The organism is Pseudoxanthomonas kaohsiungensis (assembly GCF_010211765.1).
In the GTDB taxonomy this organism is placed as follows: domain Bacteria; phylum Pseudomonadota; class Gammaproteobacteria; order Xanthomonadales; family Xanthomonadaceae; genus Pseudoxanthomonas; species Pseudoxanthomonas kaohsiungensis.
In genome coordinates, this window is record NZ_PDWO01000004.1 from 156114 (window position 1) to 178168 (window position 22055).

Here is a 22055-nt window from a genome sequence, read left to right on the forward strand (position 1 = left end):
GCGGGGAGAAGAAGCGGCGTGTCGACCGGGTCCGTTAGTGCGCGTGGGAGGCGGTACTGGCTGTTCCCGCTGTGCGCGCTGCTGTGGCTGCAGGCCGCGGCCGGCATCGCTGCACCGACGGAAGCGTCCGGCTACCACCGCAGTTCGTGGACCCAGCTCGACGGTGCCCCGCCGGATATCTGGGCACTGGCCCAGGACCGCGCCGGCACCCTGTGGCTGGGCACGGGGGTGGGCCTGTACCGGTTCGACGGGATCCAGTTCGAGCACTTCGACCCGCCGCAGGGCCAGGGCTTCGCCTCCAGCAACATCACCGCGCTGCACGCGGATGCGCGTGGACGGCTCTGGATCGGCTTCTATCCCGGCGGCATCAGCGTGCTGGACGAAGGCCGGCTGCGGCATTACCCGCCATCCCCGCAGTTGCCGACCTCCCTGGTGATGCGGATCGTCGAAGACCGCCTCGGCCAGGTCTGGGTGGCGTCGTTCAGCGGGCTCTACCGCTTCGATGGCGATGGCTGGCGGCGCATCGGTGCCGAAATGGGCTATCCATCGGAGTCGGCCGATGACGTGATGGTGGATTCGCAGGGCAACGTGTGGGTGGCGGCGGGCAAGACGTTGCTCAAGTTGCCGCCCGGCGGACGGCGCTTCGAGCAGACCGGCATCGCGACCGGCCTGTACGCCTCGCTGCTGGAAACGCCGGCCGGCGCGCTGTGGGTTTCCGATGGCACCTATGGCACGCGCTCGCTGTCGCAGCAGGCGACGGAAGCGGCGAGCGCATCCGGCTTCGGCCATTTCGCGAGCATGCGGCTGGATCGCAACGGTGCCCTGTGGGGGACCGACCGGCGCCAGGGAGGGGTGGTCCGGGTGCCGGCACTGGATGCCTTCCCGCCCGGCCACGTGCTGCGCGAACAGGATGCCGCCGCGATCATCCGCAAGCGCGACGGCCTGGCGTCGGACCGCACCATTCCCGTTCTGGCCGATCGCGAAGGCAACATCTGGGTGGGCACCAACATGGGCCTGCACCGTTTCCGCACGAGCAGCGTGCAGGTGCTGCAGGACGAGCGCCTGAGCCAGAACGATGTCTACGGCATGGCGTTCTCCGCCGCCCATGGCCTGCTGGTTTCGAGCGAACGCCGGCTGTACCGGGTGGGCGACGATGGCCTGGCCCTGCTCGCCGAAACCCCGGGCAGGCGGATCTACGCGATCCATCCGGCCGGGGCCGCGACCTACCTGGTCGCGTGGGACGGCGTTTACCGCTATTCGGCCGGCGGCCTGCGCAGGCTGGAGTTGCCGGGTGCGGGCACGCTGGGCGCGGTCGCCGGGGACGGCGCCTCGGGGCTGCTGGTGATGCGCTCGGACGAGGGCCTGTTCCGCTACGACGGCCAGGAGTGGAGCCGCGTGGGGGAGGGGGTGATACCCGCGCACGGCGCGACTGCGCTGCTGCGCGATGCCGACGGATCGCTGTGGATCGGCTACAACGGCAGCCGCCTCGTGCACTGGCGCGATGGCGTGCTGCGCAGCTACGGAACGCGCGACGGACTGGACATCGGTACGGTGTCGGCGCTGGCGCGGGTGGGCGATGGCGTGCTCGCCGGTGGAGAGAGCGGCGCCGCGCTGCTGCGCGGTGGCCAGGTGCAGCCGCTGCGCGCGGCGGACAGGAATCGCCTCAACGGCATCACCGGCATCCACCTGGCGGCCGATGGTGATGTGTGGATGAACGGCATCAACGGCGCGCTCCACATTCCGGGCCAGGTGATGGCACGGGCCGCGCGGAGCGGGTACGTCGACGGCCGGCTGTACGACACCGCCGATGGCATGCTCGGCATCGCCCAGCAATCGGCGCTGACGTCCACGATCGCGGCCGATGGCCAGGGCCGGCTCTGGTTCGCCACCAACCAGGGCCTGGCGATGATCGATCCAGGCACGTCGTCCCACAATCCGGTGGTGCCCACGGTCAGGATCCAGGGCCTGGCGGTCGGGGCGGTCGAGCATGCGCCGGCCGATGGACGGCAGTTCGCGCCGGGTACGCGCGACATCCGGATCCGGTACGCGGCCAGCAGCCTCGCCTTTCCGGAGCGGTTGCGGTTCCGCTACCGGCTGGAGGGTTTCGACGATGCCTGGCAGGACGCCGGCAACCGCCGGGTCGCCTACTACACCAACCTCGGTCCGGGCGACTACCGCTTCCAGGTGCAGGCCGCGAACGAGAGCGGCGTATGGAGCGCCGAGAGCGCGACGTTGGCGTTCTCGGTCGCACCGCGCTTCACCCAGACCGGGTGGTTCCTCGCCCTCTGCGCGGTCGGAGCCGGGGCGCTGGCCTACGCCGCCTACCTGTTGCGTCTTCGCCGGATTTCGCAGCACATGCGCATGCGCTTCGACGAGCGCCATCGCGAGCGCGAACGCATCGCGCGCGAACTGCACGACACCCTGCTGCAGAGTTTCCAGGGCCTGCTGCTGCGGTTCCAGGCCGTCGCCAACCGCCTGCCGGAAGCCGACCCGGTGCGCACCGCGCTGGAGCAGGCGCTGGACCGCGGCGAGGAGGCGATCGACGAGGGCCGCGAGCGCGTGCTCTCCCTGCGCCTGGCCGAAGCCTCGGTGCGGCAGGCGCTGCCCGAGGCCTTCGCCCGCATCGGTGGCGAGCTGGCACAGCTTTACCCGGCGGCGTTCGACGTGGTGGTCGAAGGCCGGTTGCCACCACTGGATGCATTGGTGCGCGACGAGGTCTACTGGATCGGCCGCGAAACATTGGCAAACGCGTTCCGGCACGCGGACGCGCGCAGGATCGAAGTGGTGATATCCGGTTCCGGCGGCAACCTCGTGCTGCGCTTCCGCGACGACGGTTGCGGCATCGGCAATGACGTGCAGCGCCAGGGCGCCCGCGCCGGCCACTGGGGGCTGTCCGGCATGCGCGAGCGCGCGGCGGGCATCGGCGCGGAGCTGCGCATCTGGAGCGAGCCGGGCAACGGCACGGAAGTGGAGCTGATGGTCCCGCGCGGCGCGAGCGCGCGCATGCGGCGCAGCAGGCGCGCGTTCGGCGGCAGGACGGCCGGGGACCGCCCCTAGCGCGCCGGCGGGATGCCTGCGCGCCGGTGGCCCCGGGCCGCCGTACGGTCGTGTTCGTGCCTGCGCCACGGCGATGCCGACAATGCCGGCAAAGCGGCGCTAGTCGTGCGCCACATCCGCGTCGGCTTCGGGCTGCAGGCCGGTATAGCTGGCGCGCGGCCGGATCAGCTGGCCCTGGGCTTGCTGTTCCAGCGCATGCGCCAGCCACCCGGCGAGCCGTCCGGCGGCGAACATCGACAGCGCTGGCGCAGCCGGAAGATCGTGCGCCAGGCAGATCGCGGCCAGGGTGAAGTCGACGTTCGGGCGGCGGCCGCTGGCCGCTTCGGCGGCGGTGATCACCGCTTCCAGCGTGCGCATGGCATCGGCGTCGACCGGGGTGGCGCGCAGCATCGCCAGCAGCGTGGCCGCGCGCGGGTCGCCGTCGGGGTAAAGCGCGTGGCCGAAACCGGGCAGGTCTTCGCCGCGCTGCCAGCGCTTGGCGATGAAACGGGCGATGTCGGTCGAGTCGCGCGCGCTTTCGACCAGCGCGTAGGCGCGGGCCGTGGCGCCGCCATGGCGCGGGCCGGACAACGCCGCAAGGCCGGCGCAGACGGTCGCATGCAGGTGCGCGCCGGTCGAGGCCACCACGCGCGCCGCGAACGCGGACACGTTGAGTTCGTGGTCGGCGCACAACACCAGCGCGGCGCGGACCAGCCCGGCGAAGTCCGCATCGCCGGGACGCCAGGCGTCGGCGAGCAGGCGGTGGACCGGCCCGGCCGGCCGCCGGGCGACCAGCAGCGCGGCGTTCTGGCGCAGGAGGGTGGCGGCTACCGCGCGGCGGGTGGGCTGGTCGGCCTGGAACGAGTGCGGAACGTGCAGGGCCAGTAGCGGGATTGCCGCCATCGCCCGGCTCAGCGGCGGCAGGGCGGCATCCGTGGCCAGCGGCGCGATCCGAGCCGGCCAGTCGCCGGGCGGGTCGGCGAACGGATCCTGGCTGCCGCAATCCCACAACAGCCGGGCGATGTCCTCCAGGGTGGCGCCGGCCTCGGCGGCGGCGACCGCCGAGCGGCCCCGGTAGTAGGGGCCATCGGGGCGGATCAGCGAGATCCGGGTCTCCAGCACCGGCAGGCCGCGGTCCAGGCTCTGCGCGGCGCCGCGGGCCGGGCCGCGTCCCAGGCGCTTGCGCTGCGCCAGCCGCTCCACGTCCTGGCGGCGGTAGACGCGGCTGCGGTGGTCCGCGCCCGGACGCGACTCGAGCAGGCCGCGGCTGACGTAGGCGTACAGGGTGGCGGCGCTGATGCCGAGGATCCGGCAGGCTTCCGCCGCGGGGATGAGGTCGCGATCCATCGGGAAATATTGATCGATACGATCAAGATTGATCAACTGGTGGCAGGGTGACACATTGCCGCTGCCGCGGGGCTGCCCGCGCACACCATCGCCAGGCCGAGGAACCGAACCATGTCCACTCCCGCCAACGCAGGCGCTGCCGCCGGCCACTCGGCCGGTGCAAAGTTCCGCGCCGCCCTGGCCGCCGAATCGCCCTTGCAGGTGATCGGCGCGATCAACGCCAACCACGCCCTGCTCGCGCAGCGCGCCGGCTACCGGGCGATCTACTTGTCCGGCGGCGGCGTGGCGGCCGGCTCGCTGGGCCTGCCGGACCTGGGCATCAACACGCTCGACGACGTGCTGGTCGACACCCGCCGCATCACCGACGTGTGCGACCTGCCGCTGCTGGTGGACATCGACACCGGCTTCGGCCCGAGCGCGTTCAACATCGAGCGCACGATCAAATCGCTGATCAAGGCCGGCGCGGCGGCGTGCCACATCGAGGACCAGGTCGGCGCCAAGCGCTGCGGCCACCGCCCGGGCAAGGAGATCGTTTCCGCCGGCGAGATGGCCGACCGGGTCAAGGCCGCCGCCGATGCGAAGACCGATGCAGCGTTCTTCCTGATCGCGCGTACCGACGCCATCGCCGTGGACGGCGTGGATGCGGCGATCGAGCGTGCCATCGCCTGCGTGGAGGCCGGCGCCGACGGCATCTTCGCCGAGGCCGCCTACGACCTGCCGACCTACCGGCGCTTCGTCGAGGCGGTGAAGGTGCCGGTGCTGGCCAACATCACCGAGTTCGGCAAGACCCCGCTGTTCACCCGCCAGGAGCTGGCCTCGGTGGGCGTGGCGATCCAGCTGTTCCCGCTGTCGGCGTTCCGGGCCGCCAACAAGGCCGCCGAGAACGTCTACCAGGCCATCCGCCGCGACGGCGGCCAGCAGGCCGTGCTCGACACGATGCAGACCCGCGAGGAGCTGTACGACCGCATCGGCTACCACGCCTTCGAGCAGAAGCTCGACGCGTTGTTCGCGCGCAAGGGCGGCTGAGCGGCGCACACTGGGGAGACCTCCTGCCCGGACCCGAGCCATGAGCACGACCGCCGCCCATCCGCATGCGCGCCGCCCCCTCGACCGCCGCGACACCGCGCGCCTGTTGTTGCAGGCGGAGATCGAGAAACTGCCGCCGGACGAGCGCGAGGTGGTCGAGCGCTTCATCGCCAGGCGCCGGGTGGCGCGCAACATCGGCCGGGAGTTCCCGGCCTCGCTCACCCTGGGCCAGCGCGTGGCCGATCGCGTGGCCCGGATCGGCGGCAGCTGGCGCTTCATCATCGCGTTCTGCGTGTTCCTGGCGGCGTGGATGGCGTTGAACAGCGCGACGGGCAGCGCATTCGACCCCTATCCGTTCATCCTGCTCAACCTGGTGCTGTCGAGCCTGGCCGCGCTGCAGGCGCCGGTGATCATGATGAGCCAGAACCGCCAGGCCGAAGCCGATCGCATGCAGGCGCAGAACGACTACGAGGTCAACATCAAGTCCGAACTGGAGATCCTCCAGGTGCACGAGAAGCTCAACGAGCTGCGCGAGCGCGACTGGGCGACCCTGGTCGACCTGCAGAACCGCCAGATCGAGATGCTGCAGCAGCTGCTGCAGCGCGCCGCGGACGCCGGCCCCCGCCCGGCCCAGCCGTGATACCGAATACCGACACCGAGACGCCGGGAGGCATCGCATGAACGACACCGCCACCACCTTCAAGCCGAAGAAATCGGTCGCCCTCAGCGGTACTGCCGCCGGCAACACCGCCCTGTGCACGGTCGGCCGCAGCGGCAACGACCTGCACTACCGCGGCTACGACATCCTCGACCTGGCCACCACCAGCGAGTTCGAGGAGATCGCCCACCTGCTGGTCCACGGCAAGCTACCCAACGCGGCCGAGCTGGCCGGCTACAAGGCCAAGCTGAAGTCGCTGCGCGGCATCCCGGCCGCGGTCAAGGCCGCGCTGGAGGAGCTGCCTCCTTCGGCCCACCCGATGGACGTGATGCGCACCGGCGTGTCGGTGCTCGGCTGCGTGTCGCCCGAGAAGGACGACCACAACCACCCCGGCGCGCGCGACATCGCCGACAAGCTGATGGCCTGCCTGGGTTCGATGCTGCTGTACTGGTACCACTGGTCGCACAACGGCCGCGCGATCGATGTGGAAACCGACGACGACTCCATCGGCGGCCACTTCCTGCACCTGCTGCACGGCGTGCCGCCGCGCGCGTCGTGGGTGCGGGCGATGCACACCTCGCTGATCCTGTACGCCGAGCACGAGTTCAACGCCTCGACCTTCACCGCGCGCGTGATCGCCGGCACCGGCAGCGACATGCACTCGTGCATCGCCGGGGCGATCGGCGCGCTGCGCGGGCCCAAGCACGGCGGCGCCAACGAGGTCGCGTTCGAGGTGCAGAAGCGCTACGACAGCCCCGAGGACGCCGAGGCCGACATCCGGGCCCGGGTCGAGCGCAAGGAGGTGGTGATCGGCTTCGGCCACCCGGTCTACACCGTCGGCGACCCGCGCAACCAGGTGATCAAGCAGGTGGCCCGCGACCTGTCGGCCGAGCAGTCGAGCATGAAGATGTACGCCATCGCCGAGCGGCTGGAGGCGGTGATGTGGGACATCAAGAAGATGTTCCCCAACCTGGACTGGTTCAGCGCGGTCAGCTACCACATGATGGGGGTGCCCACGGCCATGTTCACCCCGCTTTTCGTGATCGCGCGCACGTCCGGCTGGAGCGCCCACGTGATCGAGCAGCGGATCGATGGCAAGATCATCCGTCCCAGCGCCAATTACACCGGTCCGGAGAACCTGGAGTTCGTCCCGATCGACCGGCGCGGGTAGGGGATACAACCAGGCCACGCTGATGCTCGGGGGGAGCGATGCGCGAGGGGATCTACCGCAAGACCGATGCGGGACGGGACGAGATACGTGATCGCGGCCGGCGGCTGTCGCCGCCGCTGCGCACGGTCCTGCTGATGGTGGACGGCCAGCGCACGCTGGCCCAGCTGCGCGAGGTGATGGCCGGCATGAAGGCCCCCGCCGACGCGCTCGAGGCGCTGCTGGCCGACGGGCTGATCGAAGCGGTGCCCAGTGGCTTCGACCCGGCCGGCCTGATGGGCGCGATCGGGCCGCGGGCGGCCAGCCGGCCGCCGAGCGTGGTGCTGGCCGAGGCAGCCGCCAATGCCGCGGCGCCGGCGCCGGTGGCCGGGTCGGCCGCCGCGGCGGACACGGGCTCGGGTGCCTACCTGTACCTCTACGAGCGCATGAGCGAGGCCGTGCGCGCCCACCTGGGGCTTCGCGGCTACTTCCTGCAGCTCAAGGTCGAGCGTTGCACCGACATCGCGAGCCTGCAGGCCCTGCTGCCCGAGCTGCGCGCCGCCGTGGCCAAGGCCAAGGGCGAGAGCTTCGCCAGCGACTGGGAACGCACCCTGGAGGTGCCGGCCTGACCGGCATGCGCGGGGCCCGGCCGGTCGGCCGGGAACGCTGCGCGCCCGCCATCCTTCATGGCGACCCGGTTGCAGGTCCGGGCGCGGTCCTGTGGCCGCGCCGGGCCTTGTGTCAGGCCAGGCCTTCGGCCTTGAGCACGTGCCGCACGCCCGGATCGGCCTCCATGCGCGCCTGGAACGCGGCCAGCGCCTGCAGGTCGGACAGGTCGATGCCGCAGCGCCCGGCCCAGCGCAGGGTCACGTACAGATAGGGGTCGGCGAAGCTGCGGAAGCCGGCCAGCCATTGCCGGCCCGTCAACTGCCGGTCGGCGCTCTCGAACAGCCCGCGCACGCGCCGCCGCGCGGCGGCCTTGACCGAATCGAACTGCGCCGGGTCTTCGATGAAGGCGGCCGGGCCGAACAACGGCTTGAATGCCGGGTGCAGGTCGGAATTGACGAAGGCCAGCCAGCGGGTCGCTTCGGCGCGCTGGCGCGCGCTGCCGTCGCCACCCAGGCCGGCCTGCGGGAAGGTGTCGGCGATGTAGCCGACGATGGCTGCGTTCTGGGTCAGCACGAAGTCGCCGTCCACCAGCACCGGCACCGAGCCGGCCGGGTTCAGGGCGCGGAAGGCGGGCGCCTTCATCGACTCGGCGTCCATCACTTCGACTTCGAACGGCTGGCCGGTCCAGGCCAGGTCGATGTGGACCGCGGTGGAGCAGGCGCCGGGCTTGGTATAGAGCTTCATGCGGGTTCCTTGGGGGCGGCGGAAAAGGAAAGGCCCGCGATTATCGCGGGCCTTCCGTTGCTGGTGCGTGCCGGTCCCGCAACGGACCGTCGTGGCAGCCGGGCTTGCCGGGTCAGGTGCCGGTGGCGGCCAGCGCGCGCGGCTTGAGCTTCTGCACCCGGTAGAAGGTGTGGTCGCCGATGGTGGCCACCTGGTAGGAGTTGCTCCAGCTCGGGCTGGTGATGGCGTGGGCGGCGAAGTGGCTGGCCCCCGGCACGATCTCCCGGCGCTGGCCCACCGGCAGGGCCCAGTTGCGCTCGGCGCGCAGGGCCACGTCGATCGAGCGGTCCCAGGCCTTCATGTTGGCCAGCTGGGTGTTGGGCGAGACGATGGTCGGGGCGAACTGCTTGCGCGCGGTGACCACGTCGCACATCGAGTCGCCCCACAGCCCGCTGTCCAGCCGGCGCAGGGCCACCTCGGCGACCGCCTCCTGGCCGCGCAGGCTCTGGTCGCGGGCTTCCAGGTACACGGTGGTGCTGAGGCAGAGCGAATCGGCGGCCGGCTGCGGCATCAGCTGCGACAGCCAGAGGATCCATGCCAGTTTCATCTGTTTCTCCTTGCTCCGTCTGCGCGGGGTCGTGCCGCGACCGTGGGTACGGACGGGCGCTGCGCCGCGGGGCGTCATGGGGAGGCGGCCTTGGTGACCACGGGCCGCCCGGGTTGCCGGCGAATCTGGAGGCCGGCGGGCTCGCCGAAGAGGGCGGGCTGGGGGAAGTGGCGCGCAAGATAGGTGGCGGTTTGCCAACCGAAACTGAACGGCCCCGCTTGACAGGCGGGCTTGGCACGGGGTGTGAAAGCGTGATCGACGGCCGGTTTCACTCGCCTATTCAGGCGGTTGCGCGGATGGTTCCTGCCGCCGGACCGGTTGAAACAGCGGCATGCGCGTTCTTTGTAGGAGCCGATTCATCGGCGACCCGACGCCGTCGGCACAGGCGACGCTCCCATCGGTCCGACGCCCGTGTCGCCCATAAGGATGGGCTCCTACAAGGGTCCGGGCCCGCCGCGGTTGCAGCAGCCGATTCATCGGCGACCCTATGCCATCTACACCAGCGACGGCTCCACGGTCTCCCGACGCCGCCGACGTCAGAGGCGGGCTGCCAGCCGGCTGCCCTGGTCGATCGCGCGCTTGGCATCCAGTTCGGCAGCCACGTCGGCGCCGCCGATCAGGTGCACCGGCGTGGCCACGCCGGCCGCCTGCAGGGCCGTCTGCAGATCGCGCTGCGGCTCCTGGCCGGCGCAGACCACCACGTTGCCGACCGGCAGCAGCTGCTCGCTGCCGTCGATGCGGACATGCAGGCCCTCGTCGTCCACGCCCAGGTACTCGACCCCGCCGAGCATCTTCACGCCCTTGGCCTTGAGCGTGGCGCGATGGATCCAGCCGGTGGTCTTGCCCAGGCGGGCGCCCGGGCGGCCGGGACTGCGCTGCAGCAGCCACACTTCGCGCGCGGGGGGTTCCGGATGCGGTCGCGTCAGGCCGCCGCGGCCATCGCTGTCGAGGTCCACGCCCCATTCGGCCCGCCAGCGTGCCGGGTCCAGGCTCGGGGAGGGACCTTCCTGGACCAGGAACTCGCCGACGTCGAAGCCGATGCCGCCGGCGCCGATGATCGCCACCCGGCCGGCGACCGCCACCCGGCCGGCGAGCACGTCGACGTAGCTGACCACCATCGGATGGTCGGCGCCGGGGAAGTCCACCCGGCGCGGGACGATGCCGGTGGCCAGCACGATCTCGTCGAAGCCGGCCAGGTCGGCGGCGGCGACGCGGGTGCCGAGGCGGACGTCGACTCCGGTCTCCTCGAGCCGGTGGCGGAAGTAGCGCAGCGTCTCATGGAACTCTTCCTTGCCCGGGATGCGCTTGGCCAGGTTGAACTGGCCGCCGGTCTCGCCGGCCGCGTCGAACAGGGTGACCGCGTGGCCGCGCTGGGCGGCCACGGTCGAGCAGGCCAGCCCGGCCGGGCCGGCGCCGACCACGGCGATGCGCTTCTTCAGCGTGGCCGGCAGGTAGTTGAGCTCGGTCTCGTGGCCGGCGCGCGGGTTGACCAGGCAACTGGCGACCTTGTTCTCGAACACGTGGTCCAGACAGGCCTGGTTGCAGGCGATGCAGGTATTGATCGCATGGGCGCGGCCGGTGCGTGCCTTCTCCGGCCACTGCGGGTCGGCCAGCAACGGCCGGGCCAGCGACACCATGTCGGTCTGGCCGGCGGCAAGGATGTCCTCGGCCACCTGCGGCATGTTGATCCGGTTGACCGCCACCAGCGGCAGCGACACGTGCGGCTTCAGGCGCGCGGTGATCCCGGCGAAGGCGCCGCGGGGCACCGAGGTGGCGATGGTCGGCACCCGCGCCTCGTGCCAGCCGATGCCCGAGTTGATGATCGTCGCGCCGGCCGCCTCGACCGCCCGGGCCTGGGCCACGATCTCGTCCCAGGCGTTGCCGTCCTCGACCAGGTCCAGCAGCGAAAGCCGGTAGACGAGGATGAAGTCCGGGCCGCAGGCCTCGCGGACCCGGCGCACGATCTCCACCGCGAAGCGCATGCGCCGCTCCGCGTCTCCGCCCCAGGCGTCCTCGCGGCGGTTGGTGCGCGGCGCGGTGAACTGGTTGATCAGGTAGCCCTCCGAACCCATCACCTCCACGCCGTCGTAGCCGGCCTCGCGCGCCCGCGCGGCGGCGCTGGCGAAGGCCGCCACCTGGCGCTCGACGCCGCGCGCGGACAGGGCGCGCGGGGTGAAGGGATTGATCGGCGCCTTCAGCTTCGAGGGCGCCACCGACAGCGGGTGGTAGCCGTAGCGGCCGGCATGCAGCAGCTGCAGGCAGATCTTCGCGCCGTGTTCGTGCACCGCCCGGGTGACCTGGCGGTGCGGTGCCACCTCCCACGGCCACGACAGCTTGCCGCCGAACGGCTTGAGCCAGCCGACCGTGTTCGGTGCGAAGCCGCCGGTGACGATCAGGCCGGCGCCGCCGGCGGCGCGCTCGGCGAAGTACGCTGCCAGCCGCGGGAAGTCGCGGGCGCGGTCCTCCAGGCCGGTATGCATCGAGCCCATCAGCACCCGGTTGCGCAGGGTGGTGAAGCCCAGGTCCAGCGGCGCGAACAGGTGCGGATAGGGCGTGTCGGTGGCGGCGTCGGTGGTCGGCGTCATTGCGGATACGCTGGCGTACGGATGTCGCATCCTCCCGCCAAACGCGGATCGCGGCAAGCCTCGCGCCCGGTCGGCGGTCGAGCCGGACCGGCCGGTCCAGCCGGTCCCGGGGCGGGGGCGGGGGCGGGGCGTCAGTCCCAGCCAGCCAGCGCCAGCTTGCCGATGGTGCTGCCCGATTCCATGCGCCGGTGCGCCTCGCGCAGGTTGGCCGCGTTGATCGGGCCCAGTACCTCGGTGAGGGTGGTCTGCAGCTCGCCCGCTTCCACCAGGCTGCCGACCCGCGACAGGATCTGGTGGTGGCGGACCATGTCGTCGGTGCGGAAGCGCGGCCGGGCGAACATGAATTCCCAGTGCATGCCAATGCACTTGGCCTTGTAGGGATCGCCGATGCGCAGGGCACCGGCGGGTTCGACGATCAGGCCCAGGTGGCCCTGCGGCGCCAGGACCTCGCCCAGCACCTCCCAGTAGCGGTCGGTGTCGGCCAAGTTGATCGCCGCGTCGACGCTGGCCAGTCCCAGCGCCTGCAATTGCGGCGCGAGCGGCTGCCGGTGGTCGATCACGTCGTGGGCCCCGAGCCGGCGGCACCAGTCGACCGTTTCCGGCCGCGAGGCGGTGGCGACCACGCGGAAGCCGGCGTGCCGGGCCAGCTGGATCGCGATCGAACCGACCCCGCCGGCGCCGCCGATGACCAGCAGGCTGCGGCGGTTGTCCTCGCTGTCGAAGTCGAACGGCATGCGTTCGAACAGCAGCTCCCAGGCGGTGATGGTGGTCAGCGGCAGGGCGGCGGCCTCGGCGAAGTCGAGCGTGGTGGGCTTGGGTCCGGCCAGGCGTTCGTCGGCGAGGTGGTACTGCGCGTTGCAGCCCGGGCGGGTGACATCGCCGGCGTAGTAGACCTCGTCGCCGGGCTGGAACAGGGTTACCTCGCTGCCCACGGCCTCCACCACCCCCGCCGCGTCATAGCCGAGTACGCGCGGCATCGCCTCGACCAGGGGACGCGGGGCGCGCAGCTTGGCGTCCACGGGGTTCACCGATACCGCTTCGACCCGCACCAGCAGGTCGCGCGGGCCGGGCGTCGGGTCGGGCAGGGTGACGTCCTCCAGGGAGGCGGGGTCTTCGATGGGCAGGTAGCGGGTCAGGGCTACGGCTTTCATGCGGTCATCCCGGTGGGTGCCTGGCCAGTATGCCGCCGCCCCCGATCCGGGTCCCGGTCCTTTGGTCGGAGGGGTCGGTTGCCAACCACAAAACCGCTTGCGGAGCATTAAGGAATGGGTAAAAGTGCAACCGGATCGACGGTTTTCACATGTTATGGTACTGTTAACACCGTCTTCACCTGGTCCCGCCTAGGCTTTCGCGGGACGACGTGCAGAACGGCCGTCAGGGATGTCCGCCGAAAAAAACGAACACGTGGGCATCTGGTGTGACCTGAGGCAACAAGGTTTCTTCACCCCCGAATCAGCAAGGAGCTAGATGAGATGAACAAGAAACTTCTGACCGCAGCACTGCTTGGCGGCCTCGCCATGGCACAGGCTGCCTCCGCGCAGGAGTTCGACGACCGCTGGTACCTGACCGGTTCGGCGGGCTTCAACTTCCAGGATAGCGATCGCGGCACCGAAGACGTCCCCTTCCTGGGCCTGGGCCTGGGCAAGTTCGTCAGCCCCAACTGGTCGATCGACGGCGAACTGAACTACCAGAACCCCGGTCTGAACAGCAACCGCCACCTGAACTGGAGCCAGTACGGCGTGTCGCTGGACTTCCGCCGCTTCTGGATCCAGGACGGCCGTGACTACAACCCGTACTTCCTGTTCGGCGTCGGCTACCAGCAGGCCGAGGAAGAGTGGGATGCGTTCCCGAACCCGGATTCGCCGCAGCAGCGCGAAGACGGCAACCTGGCCGCCAAGGTCGGCCTGGGCCTGCAGACCACCTTCGACCAGCGCGTCGCCGTGCGCGCCGAAGTCGCCTACCGCGCCGACTTCGACGACCGCAGCGTCAATGCCCCGACCGAAGACTGGTTCGGCGACATCCTCGCCTCGATCGGCGTGGTGATCCCGCTGGGCCCGCCGCCGGTCGCCCCGGCTCCGCCGGCTCCGGTCGCGCCGAGCTGCGCCGACCTGGATGACGACGGCGACGGCGTCAACAACTGCGACGACAAGTGCCCCGACACCCAGGCCGGTACCGTCGTCGGTCCGGATGGCTGCCCGGTGCCGGTGTCGATCGACCTGAAGGGCGTGAACTTCGACTTCGACAAGGCGAACCTGCGTCCGGACGCCCTGGCCGTGCTCGGCGAGGCGACCGAGATCCTGCGTCGCTACCCGCAGATCCGCGTCGAAGTGGCTGGCCACACCGACCTGTGCGGTGCCGAGGACTACAACCAGAAGCTGTCCGAGCGTCGTGCCCAGGCCGTGTACGACTACCTGACCAGCAATGGCATCGAGTCCTCGCGCCTGGCCGGTCCGGTGGGCTACGGCGAGAGCCGTCCGCTGGAGCCGACCGCGCAGACGCTGCCGGGCTGCAAGAACGAGCGTAACCGCCGCACCGAGCTGAACGTCCAGAACTGAGCGGACGCGAAGCGGTAACACCACAAGGCCCGGCGCGATGCCGGGCCTTGTTTTTTGTGCGCGCGTCGAGGGATTTGCGGGCGACCCGTCCTTGAATCGCCGGGACGCGCTGCCTACACTCGTGCGCACTGTTACGAGGGAGTCTTCCGATGCGCGCGTTCGTCGCTGCCGGCCTGTTCGGCCTTGCTTCCGTCCCGGCTGCCGCGATCGCCGCCGCCAACTGCACCGGTCCCACGGTGCAACCGCCGCTGCCCCTGCCGGCCACGGCCGTCGCGCCCGTCGCCGCCGAACTCGGCTCGCGCACCTCGCAGCTGGGCATGCCCAGTGGCGTGCTCGCCCCCGGCGGCGACAGCGCCCAGTCGCTGGACCGCGTCCTGCTGCGCCTGCGCATCGAGGGCTGCCGCAATGTCGCCAAGGCGTTGCCGGCCACCCCGGCCGCGGCCAACCCGAACGATCCGGCCGCCTACAAGCCCAAGACCGAGTTCGACAACACCCCCTGGCGCTTCGACATGACCCAGGGCGGCAAGCGCATGACCGCAGACGAGTTCGATGCCTGGATGAAGGCGCGTGGTGCGCGCGTGGCCACGGGCAAGCCCAAGCCCAACGGCGCGGCGCAGCCGGCCGCGGCCACGCCCCCGGCGACGCCGCCGAAGAAGGACTGATCCCAGGCATGGGCGGGAGGCCATCCCGTCCGCCGGCTCCGCCGACGCGCACCGCCGTTCCGGCCGGCTCCGTGCGCCATGGCCTGGCACGGGTACTGTCCAAGGCCGGGCTGTGTTCGCGCACCGATGCCACGGCCTGGATACGCGACGGCCGCGTGCGCGTGGATGGGCGCATCGTCCGCGATCCCGAGTATCCGATCCACGATGGCATGCGCCGGGTCAGCATCGATGGACTGGATCCGTCGCCACCGCAGCGGCACTACCTGATGCTCAACAAGCCGCGCGGCCTCGTCACCACCGCGCGCGACGAGCGCGGCCGCGACACCGTGTACCGATGCCTCGATGGCGCGGGCCTGCCCTGGCTGGCGCCGGTCGGCCGCCTCGACAAGGCCAGCGAGGGCCTGCTGCTCTTCAGCAACGACCCGCAGTGGGCCGCCGCGATCCTGGATCCGGCCAGCGGCCCGGACAAGACCTACCACGTGCAGGTCGACCGGCAGCCCGACGAGGCGCTGCTGTCGGCCTTGCGCCACGGCGCCGGCGACGGCGGCGAGTGGCTGCGCGCGAAGTCCGTCGTCCCCTTGCGTAGCGGTGGGCGCAACGCGTGGCTGGAGATCGTGCTGGACGAAGGCCGCAACCGGCAGATCCGGCGGTTGCTGGAGGCCTTCGACGTCGGGGTGCTGCGCCTGGTCCGCGTGGCCATCGGCGGGGTGCCGCTGGGCACGCTGGGCAAGGGCCAGTGGCGCGCGCTGGACGCGCACGAGCGCGACGCGCTGGCGCGGGCCACGCCCGGCGTGCCGTCACGTGGACAGCGATGAGCTGGCTCCGGGCACGCACTGCCGGACGGTGCCGGAGGCGTGGGTGGGGAAGCGTCGCCCGCACCGCGTGCGCCATTTACGCACTGCCGCACGGTTTGCGCGGCAAGGCCGTGACTACACTGCGCGCGACCATTGCCCCGGGGATTCCATGACGACTTCGCTGCGCCTGCTTCCTTTCGCGTGCCTGTTCGCCGGCGCGTTGCTGTTGTCGGCCTGCTCCGGTGCCCGGCAGCAGGCCAGGGCCGAGGCTGGGACGCCGGCGGTGGTGGTCAAGGGTACCGATGCCAAGGCCTATCGCTTCGACATGACCCAGCGCGGCAAGAAGATGAGCGCCGACGATTTCGACGCGTGGATGAAGGCCAACGGCCTGCGCATCGCCAAGGGCCCGGACGCCAAGGGCGCCAAGTCCAAGTCCAAGGACAAGCGCAAGCGCGACTGACGGCGCCCGCCGTGTCCGCCGGGGGCCAGCCTCAGCGGATGACGCCCAGTTCGCGGCCGATGCGGGTGAACGCGTCGATCGCCTGGTCCAGGTGCCGGCGGGTGTGGGCCGCGCTCATCTGCGTGCGGATCCGGGCCTGGCCCTGCGGCACCACCGGGAAGAAGAACCCGATCGCGTAGATGCCTTCTTCCAGCAGCCGCTGGGCGAACTTCTGCGCCAGCGGCGCGTCGTAAAGCATCACCGGGCAGATCGGGTGGGTGCCGGGCTTGATGTCGAAGCCGGCCGCCGCCATGCGCTCGCGGAAGTAGGTGGTGTTCTCCTGCAGGCGGACGCGCAGGTCGCCGGCCGAAGCCAGCATGTCGAAGGCCTTGATGCCCGCGGCGACCACGTGCGGCGGCAGCGAGTTGGAGAACAGGTACGGGCGCGAGCGCTGGCGCAGCAGCTCGATCACCTCCGCGCGCGCGGTGGTGAAGCCGCCCAGCGCGCCGCCCATCGCCTTGCCGAGGGTGCCGGTGAAGATGTCGATCCGGTCCATCACGCCCTTGACCTCGGCCGAGCCGCGGCCGGTCGCGCCGAGGAAGCCGGTGGCATGGCATTCGTCGATATGGACCAGGGCGTCGTACTTCTTCGCCAGCGCGGTGATCTCGTCGAGCGGGGCGATGAAGCCGTCCATCGAGAACACGCCGTCGGTGGTGATCATGATCGTGCGCGCGCCGTCGGCCCGGGCCTGCTGCAGCTGCTTCTCCAGGTCGGCCATGTCGCAGTTGGCGTAGCGGTAGCGCCTGGCCTTGCACAGGCGCACGCCGTCAATGATCGAGGCGTGGTTGAGCGCGTCGGAGATGATCGCGTCGTGCTCGTCCAGCAGCGGCTCGAACAGGCCGCCGTTGGCATCGAAGCAGGCCGCGTACAGGATCGTGTCCTGGGTGCCGAAGAACCCGGCGATGGCCTGTTCGAGCTGCTTGTGCAGGTCCTGGGTGCCGCAGATGAAGCGCACCGACGCCATGCCGAAGCCGTGGCTGTCCAGCGCGCCCTTGGCGGCCGCGATCACGTCCGGGTGGTCGGCCAGGCCCAGGTAGTTGTTGGCGCAGAAGTTCAGCACCTTGCGGCCATCGGCCAGTTCGATCTCCGCCGACTGCGGGCTGGTGATGATCCGCTCGGACTTGAACAGGCCCTGCGCGCGCAGGCCCTCGAGCTGGGCGGCGTAGCGGGCGAGGGCGGCGTCGGACATGGGGCAAATCCTTTTCTGGCAACGGTCGGGCGGAGCAGGGGCGGCATTTTACCCGGCCGCTGCGAGGCAGGCCGGCTCATGCTCATCCGCTATATCGGCCGGCCCGTTATTCATTTCCCGCCTGGAACCTGAATAGGGAGCATCCCTATCGGCCATCCGGCCATGACGAAGGGGACAGCTCATGCAGCAGCGACCAGCGGGCGAGAGGCGTGGTGCCGGCGGGAGGCCGGTTTTCTGGCTGACCGGGGCGCTGGCCTGTTCGCTGGCGGCGCCTGCGCTGGCCCAGTCCAAGCCCACCCTGGAGGAACTGCAGCGGCGCCTGGAAGCACTGGAGCAGCGCTACGGCGGCACTGCCGCGCAGGCCACCGCCGACGGCCAGGCCCTGGACGTGGCAGCCCTGGACCAGCGCCTGCGCGTACTGGAGCGCAACCTGGAACTGCAGGAAGAGGCGCGCGTGGCCAGGGAGAAGGAGGCCGCGGTGGTGGCCGTCAACGACAAGGGCGCCTCGTTCAGGTCGGCCAATGGCGACTACGAGGTCAGGATCCGTGGCCTGATCCAGGGCGACGGGCGCTTCTATAGCGGCGGCGAGCCGGCCGGCACCTACGACACCTTCCTGCTGCGCACCGCGCGGCCGACCATCGAAGGCACGCTGGGCAAGTGGATCGGCTACCGGTTCACCCCGGAGTTCGCCGGAGACAGCGCGAGCATCGTCGATGTCTATGCGGACCTGAAGTTCTCGCCGGCGGCCACGGTGCGGGTCGGCAAGTTCACCTCGCCGGTCGGACTGGAGCGGCTGGAGTCCTCTTCGGCGCTGTCGGCGATCGAGCGCGCGCTGCCCAGCGAACTGGCGCCCAACCGCGACATCGGCGTGCAGCTGCAGGGCGAGGTGGCCAAGGGCACGGTTTCATACGGCATCGGCGTGTTCAATGGCACCGTGGATGGTCGCGATGCGATCACCAGCAACCCGGACAACGAGTTCGAGTACGCAGGCCGCCTGTTCTTCGAACCGTTCAAGAACGACGCCAGCTTCTGGTCGGGCCTGGGCTTCGGTATCGGCGGCAGCGTCGGTGATACCGAGGGCACCGGCAACAACTTCCTGCCGCGCTACCGCACGCCGGGCCAGGTGCAGTTCTTCAACTACCACGCCGCGGTGGCTGCCGATGGCCGCCGCACCCGCTGGTCGCCGCAGGGCTACTTCTACCGCAACGCCTTCGGCCTGCTGGCCGAGTACATCGAGACGGCGCAGGAGCTGCGCGTGGGCGCCACCCGCGCCGAACTGGAAAACAACGCCTGGCAGGCCACCGTCAGCTGGGTGCTGACCGGCGAGGACGCCAGCTACCGCGGCGTGGCCAAGCCTTCCAGTCCCTTCAGCCCGGGCAAGGGTGGCTGGGGCGCCTGGGAACTGGTCGGTCGCTACGGCGAACTGGACGTGGATGAGCGTGCGTTCCCCCTGTTCGCCGACCCGGCCGTGGCCGCGCGCAGCGCGCAATCCTGGACCGTCGGCGTCAACTGGTATCTCAACAGCAACCTGAAGCTGGTCGCGAACTACCTGCAGACCCGCTTCGATGGCGGCGGCGCCGCCGGCGCCGATCGCGATGACGAGAGGGCGGTGTTCACCCGGCTGCAGGTCGCGTTCTGACCTGCACCCCTACGACAACCGGAGCGATGCACATGAAGACTCACAACCGCCGCAGGACCACGTTGCGCCTGGCCGCGGCCGCCTTCGGGCTGGTGCTGTCGATGGGCGCGGTGGCCAAGGATGCGCAACTGCTCAACGTCTCCTACGACCCCACCCGCGAGCTGTACCGCGATTTCAACGACGCCTTCGCCAGGCACTGGCAGGCGACCAAGGGCCAGAAGGTCGCCATCGAGACCTCGCACGGCGGCTCGGGCAAGCAGGCACGCGCGGTGATCGACGGCCTGGAGGCCGACGTGGTCACCCTGGCGCTGGCCTATGACATCGACTCGATCGCCGAGCGGGCCAAGCTGTTCCCGGCCAACTGGCAGAAGCGCCTGCCGGACAACAGCGCGCCGTACACCTCCACGATCGTGTTCCTGGTGCGCAAGGGCAACCCGAAGGGCATCCGCGACTGGCCCGACCTGCTCAAGTCCGGCGTGTCGGTGATCACGCCCAACCCCAAGACTTCCGGCGGCGCGCGCTGGAACTACCTGGCTGCCTGGGCATACGGCCTGAAGATCTTCAAGGGCGACGAGGCCAAGACCCGCAACTTCATGGCCGCGCTCTTCCGCAACGTGCCGGTGCTCGACACCGGTGCGCGCGGTTCCACCACCACCTTCGTCCAGCGCGGCATCGGCGACGTGCTGCTGGCCTGGGAGAACGAGGCGTTCCTGTCGATCGAGGAACTGGGCCCGGACAAGTTCGACATCGTCGTGCCCTCGCTGTCGATCCTGGCCGAGCCGCCGGTGGCGCTGGTCGACAGGAACGTGGACAAGCATGGGACCCGCGAGGTCGCCCAGGCCTACCTGCAGTACCTGTACTCGCCGGAAGGCCAGCGCATCGCGGCCAGGCACTACTACCGCCCGCGCCATCCGCAGCACGCCGATCCGGCCGACATCGCACGTTTCCCCCAGGTCGAGCTGGTGACGATCGAAGGCGTATTCGGCTCGTGGGCCGCCGCGCAGAAGAAGCACTTCGCCGACGGCGGCGAATTCGACCAGATCCAGGCCAAGAAGTGATCCGGCCGATCGGACCCCGCACCGGCGTGACCGGCCGGAGCGCGCGGTGATGACCGCGATGCGAGCCGGTGTGTCGTCGCCATCCACGCCGCCTGCGGGCGGCGTGTCCGTGGGCGGACGCAGGCGCCGGGTGATCCCTGGTTTCGGCCTGAGCCTGGGCTACACGATGGCCTGGCTGGGCCTGATCGTGCTGGTTCCCCTGGTGGGGCTGTTCGTGCATTCGGCGCAGCTGGGGCTGGACGGGCTGTGGCGGATATGGACCGAGCCCCGCGTGCTGGCCGCGTTGCGGATCAGCTTCGGCACCTCGCTGGCGGCGGCGGCGTTCAACGCGGTGATGGGCACGCTGGTGGCATGGGTGTTCGTGCGCTACCGGTTCCCGGGCCGGCGCCTGTTCGACGCGATGATCGACCTGCCGTTCGCCTTGCCGACCGCGGTGGCCGGCATCGCCCTCACCGCGCTCTACGGGCCCAACGGCTGGCTGGGGCGATGGCTGGAGGCGATCGGTATCCAGGTCGCTTACACGCCACTGGGCATCACCGTGGCCCTGGTCTTCATCGGCCTGCCGTTCGTCGTCCGCGTAGTGCAGCCGGTGCTGGCCGAGGTCGAGCGCGAGCTGGAGGAGGCCGCGGCCACCCTCGGCGCCGGCCGCTGGCAGATCGTGCGCCGGGTGGTGCTGCCGGCGCTGTGGCCGGCGGTCCTGGCCGGCTTCGCGCTGGCGTTCGCGCGTGGCGTCGGCGAGTACGGCTCGGTGATCTTCATCGCCGGCAACATCCCGCAGGTGTCCGAGATCGCTCCGTTGCTGATCACGATCAAGCTGGAGGAGTTCGACTATGCCGGCGCCACCGCGATCGCCGCGGCGATGCTGCTGCTGTCGTTCGCGCTTCTGCTGGTGATCAACAGCCTGCAGTCGCGGCTGGCGCGCGGCGAGCGCAGGGGAGGCGGCTGACATGGGTGATACATCGGGTGCGGGCCTTGCCATGGATGCAGGCGGGTCGGTGGCGCAACGCGCGCGCGAACGCAGTCGGTCCCATCCGGCCTCGCCGACCACCGAGCCTCGCTGGGTGCAGTGGGTGCTGATCGCCGGCGCGCTGCTGTTCCTGCTCTCGTTCCTGCTGCTGCCGCTGGTGCTGGTGTTCGCCGAAGCGCTGCGCGGGGGCGCGCACGCCTTCGTCCAGGCGGTCACCGAGCCCGATGCACTGGCTGCGATCAAGCTGACCTTGCTGATCACCGCGATCGTGCTGCCGCTGAACCTGGTGTTCGGCGTGGCCGCGGCGTGGCTGGTCTCCAAGCACGAGTTCCCCGGCAAGCGCTGGCTGGTCACCCTGATCGACCTGCCGTTCGCGGTATCCCCGGTGGTCGCCGGCCTGGTGTTCGTGCTGATCTTCGGCGCGCAGGGCTGGGCCTGGCCGCTGATCGACGAGGGCTGGCGCTTCACCCTGCCGATGTGGGGCGAAGTGCACCTGCAGCTGCCGAAGATCATCTTCGGCGTGCCGGGCATCGTCCTGGCGACGATCTTCGTCACCTTCCCGTTCATCGCCCGCGAACTCATGCCGCTGATGGAGCAGCAGGGCGCCGACGAAGAGCTGGCCGCGCTGAGTCTGGGCGCCAGCGGCTGGCAGACGTTCTGGCGGGTCACCCTGCCCAACATCCGCTGGGCGCTGCTGTACGGCGTGCTGCTGTGCGGGGCACGGGCGATGGGCGAGTTCGGCGCGGTGTCGGTGGTGTCGGGCCACATCCGCGGACGCACCAATACGCTGCCGCTGCACGTGGAGATCCTCTACAACGAGTACGCCTACAGCGCCGCGTTCGCCGCCGCCTCGCTGCTGGCATTGAGCGCACTGGTCACGCTGGTGCTGAAGACCTGGCTGGAATGGCGCCACGGCGAATCACTGGCCGCCAACCACCGCCACTGAGGAACGGA

The 22055-nt window shown here is 70.5% G+C and carries 19 protein-coding genes; 13 read left to right on the top strand and 6 right to left on the bottom strand.

The features are described 5' to 3' along the window. The first annotated feature begins 18 nt into the window (after positions 1-18). Positions 19-3057 carry a sensor histidine kinase gene (locus CSC66_RS06410; protein WP_162376557.1) on the top strand — a complete coding sequence of 1013 codons (3039 nt, stop codon included), beginning with the start codon at positions 19-21 and terminating at the stop codon, positions 3055-3057. Positions 3058-3156: 99 nt separating this feature from the next. Here the strand turns inward: CSC66_RS06410 and CSC66_RS06415 are convergent, their stop codons facing one another. Then, positions 3157-4383, bottom strand: coding sequence for a citrate synthase family protein (locus CSC66_RS06415; RefSeq protein ID WP_162376558.1), 1227 nt, complete (start codon positions 4381-4383; stop codon positions 3157-3159). Positions 4384-4494: 111 nt separating this feature from the next. Between CSC66_RS06415 and prpB the strand changes: the two genes are divergently transcribed. Genes prpB through CSC66_RS06435 form a run of 4 tightly spaced genes read left to right on the top strand, consistent with a single transcriptional unit; the run spans position 4495 to position 7843 of the window. Then, positions 4495-5409, top strand: coding sequence for a methylisocitrate lyase (gene prpB / locus CSC66_RS06420; protein WP_162376559.1), 915 nt, complete (start codon positions 4495-4497; stop codon positions 5407-5409). Positions 5410-5449: 40 nt separating this feature from the next. Continuing rightward, positions 5450-6049 carry a DUF1003 domain-containing protein gene (locus CSC66_RS06425; protein ID WP_162376560.1) on the top strand — a complete coding sequence of 200 codons (600 nt, stop codon included), beginning with the start codon at positions 5450-5452 and terminating at the stop codon, positions 6047-6049. 37 nt (positions 6050-6086) lie between these two features. Continuing rightward, on the top strand, positions 6087-7238 hold the full coding sequence (gene prpC, locus CSC66_RS06430) for a bifunctional 2-methylcitrate synthase/citrate synthase (RefSeq protein WP_162376561.1): 1152 nt from the start codon (positions 6087-6089) through the stop codon (positions 7236-7238). Positions 7239-7276: 38 nt separating this feature from the next. Further along, positions 7277-7843 (top strand): hypothetical protein, encoded by a 567-nt coding sequence (locus CSC66_RS06435; RefSeq protein WP_162376562.1) that lies wholly within the window; start codon positions 7277-7279, stop codon positions 7841-7843. A 112-nt stretch (positions 7844-7955) separates the two neighbouring features. On the opposite strand, the gene CSC66_RS06440 is transcribed toward CSC66_RS06435, so the two are convergent. The 4 genes from CSC66_RS06440 to CSC66_RS06455 form a co-directional block, all read right to left on the bottom strand. Further along, the gene (locus CSC66_RS06440; RefSeq protein WP_162376563.1) at positions 7956-8567 is read right to left on the bottom strand and encodes a glutathione S-transferase family protein; all 612 of its coding nucleotides are present in this window, start codon (positions 8565-8567) and stop codon (positions 7956-7958) included. 112 nt (positions 8568-8679) lie between these two features. Next, positions 8680-9153, bottom strand: a complete 474-nt coding sequence (locus CSC66_RS06445; protein WP_162376564.1) for a cell wall hydrolase — start codon at positions 9151-9153, stop codon at positions 8680-8682. 536 nt (positions 9154-9689) lie between these two features. Next, complete coding sequence (locus CSC66_RS06450; RefSeq protein WP_162376565.1) at positions 9690-11738, bottom strand: NADPH-dependent 2,4-dienoyl-CoA reductase; 2049 nt, start codon at positions 11736-11738, stop codon at positions 9690-9692. Between the two features lie 131 nt (positions 11739-11869). After that, positions 11870-12889 (bottom strand): zinc-binding alcohol dehydrogenase family protein, encoded by a 1020-nt coding sequence (locus CSC66_RS06455; RefSeq protein WP_162376566.1) that lies wholly within the window; start codon positions 12887-12889, stop codon positions 11870-11872. Between the two features lie 321 nt (positions 12890-13210). On the opposite strand from CSC66_RS06455, the gene CSC66_RS06460 reads away from it, so the two are divergent. From CSC66_RS06460 to CSC66_RS06475, 4 genes are all read left to right on the top strand, one after another. Then, the gene (locus CSC66_RS06460; RefSeq protein WP_162376567.1) at positions 13211-14293 is read left to right on the top strand and encodes an OmpA family protein; all 1083 of its coding nucleotides are present in this window, start codon (positions 13211-13213) and stop codon (positions 14291-14293) included. A gap of 149 nt (positions 14294-14442) precedes the next feature. Continuing rightward, complete coding sequence (locus tag CSC66_RS06465) at positions 14443-14955, top strand: hypothetical protein (protein ID WP_162376568.1); 513 nt, start codon at positions 14443-14445, stop codon at positions 14953-14955. 8 nt (positions 14956-14963) lie between these two features. After that, positions 14964-15770, top strand: a complete 807-nt coding sequence (locus CSC66_RS06470) for a pseudouridine synthase (protein ID WP_162376569.1) — start codon at positions 14964-14966, stop codon at positions 15768-15770. Between the two features lie 148 nt (positions 15771-15918). After that, positions 15919-16209, top strand: coding sequence for a hypothetical protein (locus CSC66_RS06475; protein WP_162376570.1), 291 nt, complete (start codon positions 15919-15921; stop codon positions 16207-16209). A 31-nt stretch (positions 16210-16240) separates the two neighbouring features. On the opposite strand, the gene kbl is transcribed toward CSC66_RS06475, so the two are convergent. Beyond that, positions 16241-17437 (bottom strand): glycine C-acetyltransferase, encoded by a 1197-nt coding sequence (kbl, locus tag CSC66_RS06480; RefSeq protein ID WP_162376571.1) that lies wholly within the window; start codon positions 17435-17437, stop codon positions 16241-16243. Positions 17438-17618: 181 nt separating this feature from the next. Here kbl and CSC66_RS06485 point away from each other — a divergent pair, with 181 nt between their 5' ends. The 4 genes from CSC66_RS06485 (at position 17619) to cysW (ending at position 22047) form a co-directional block, all read left to right on the top strand. After that, complete coding sequence (locus tag CSC66_RS06485; RefSeq protein WP_162376572.1) at positions 17619-19076, top strand: OprO/OprP family phosphate-selective porin; 1458 nt, start codon at positions 17619-17621, stop codon at positions 19074-19076. 32 nt (positions 19077-19108) lie between these two features. Further along, positions 19109-20134 carry a sulfate ABC transporter substrate-binding protein gene (locus CSC66_RS06490; RefSeq protein ID WP_162376573.1) on the top strand — a complete coding sequence of 342 codons (1026 nt, stop codon included), beginning with the start codon at positions 19109-19111 and terminating at the stop codon, positions 20132-20134. Positions 20135-20267: 133 nt separating this feature from the next. Beyond that, positions 20268-21080 (top strand): sulfate ABC transporter permease subunit CysT, encoded by an 813-nt coding sequence (cysT, locus tag CSC66_RS06495; protein ID WP_274381859.1) that lies wholly within the window; start codon positions 20268-20270, stop codon positions 21078-21080. 31 nt (positions 21081-21111) lie between these two features. Next, a complete protein-coding gene (gene cysW / locus CSC66_RS06500; protein ID WP_162376640.1) occupies positions 21112-22047 on the top strand; it encodes a sulfate ABC transporter permease subunit CysW in 936 nt (311 codons plus the stop codon). Positions 22048-22055 lie beyond the last annotated feature (8 nt).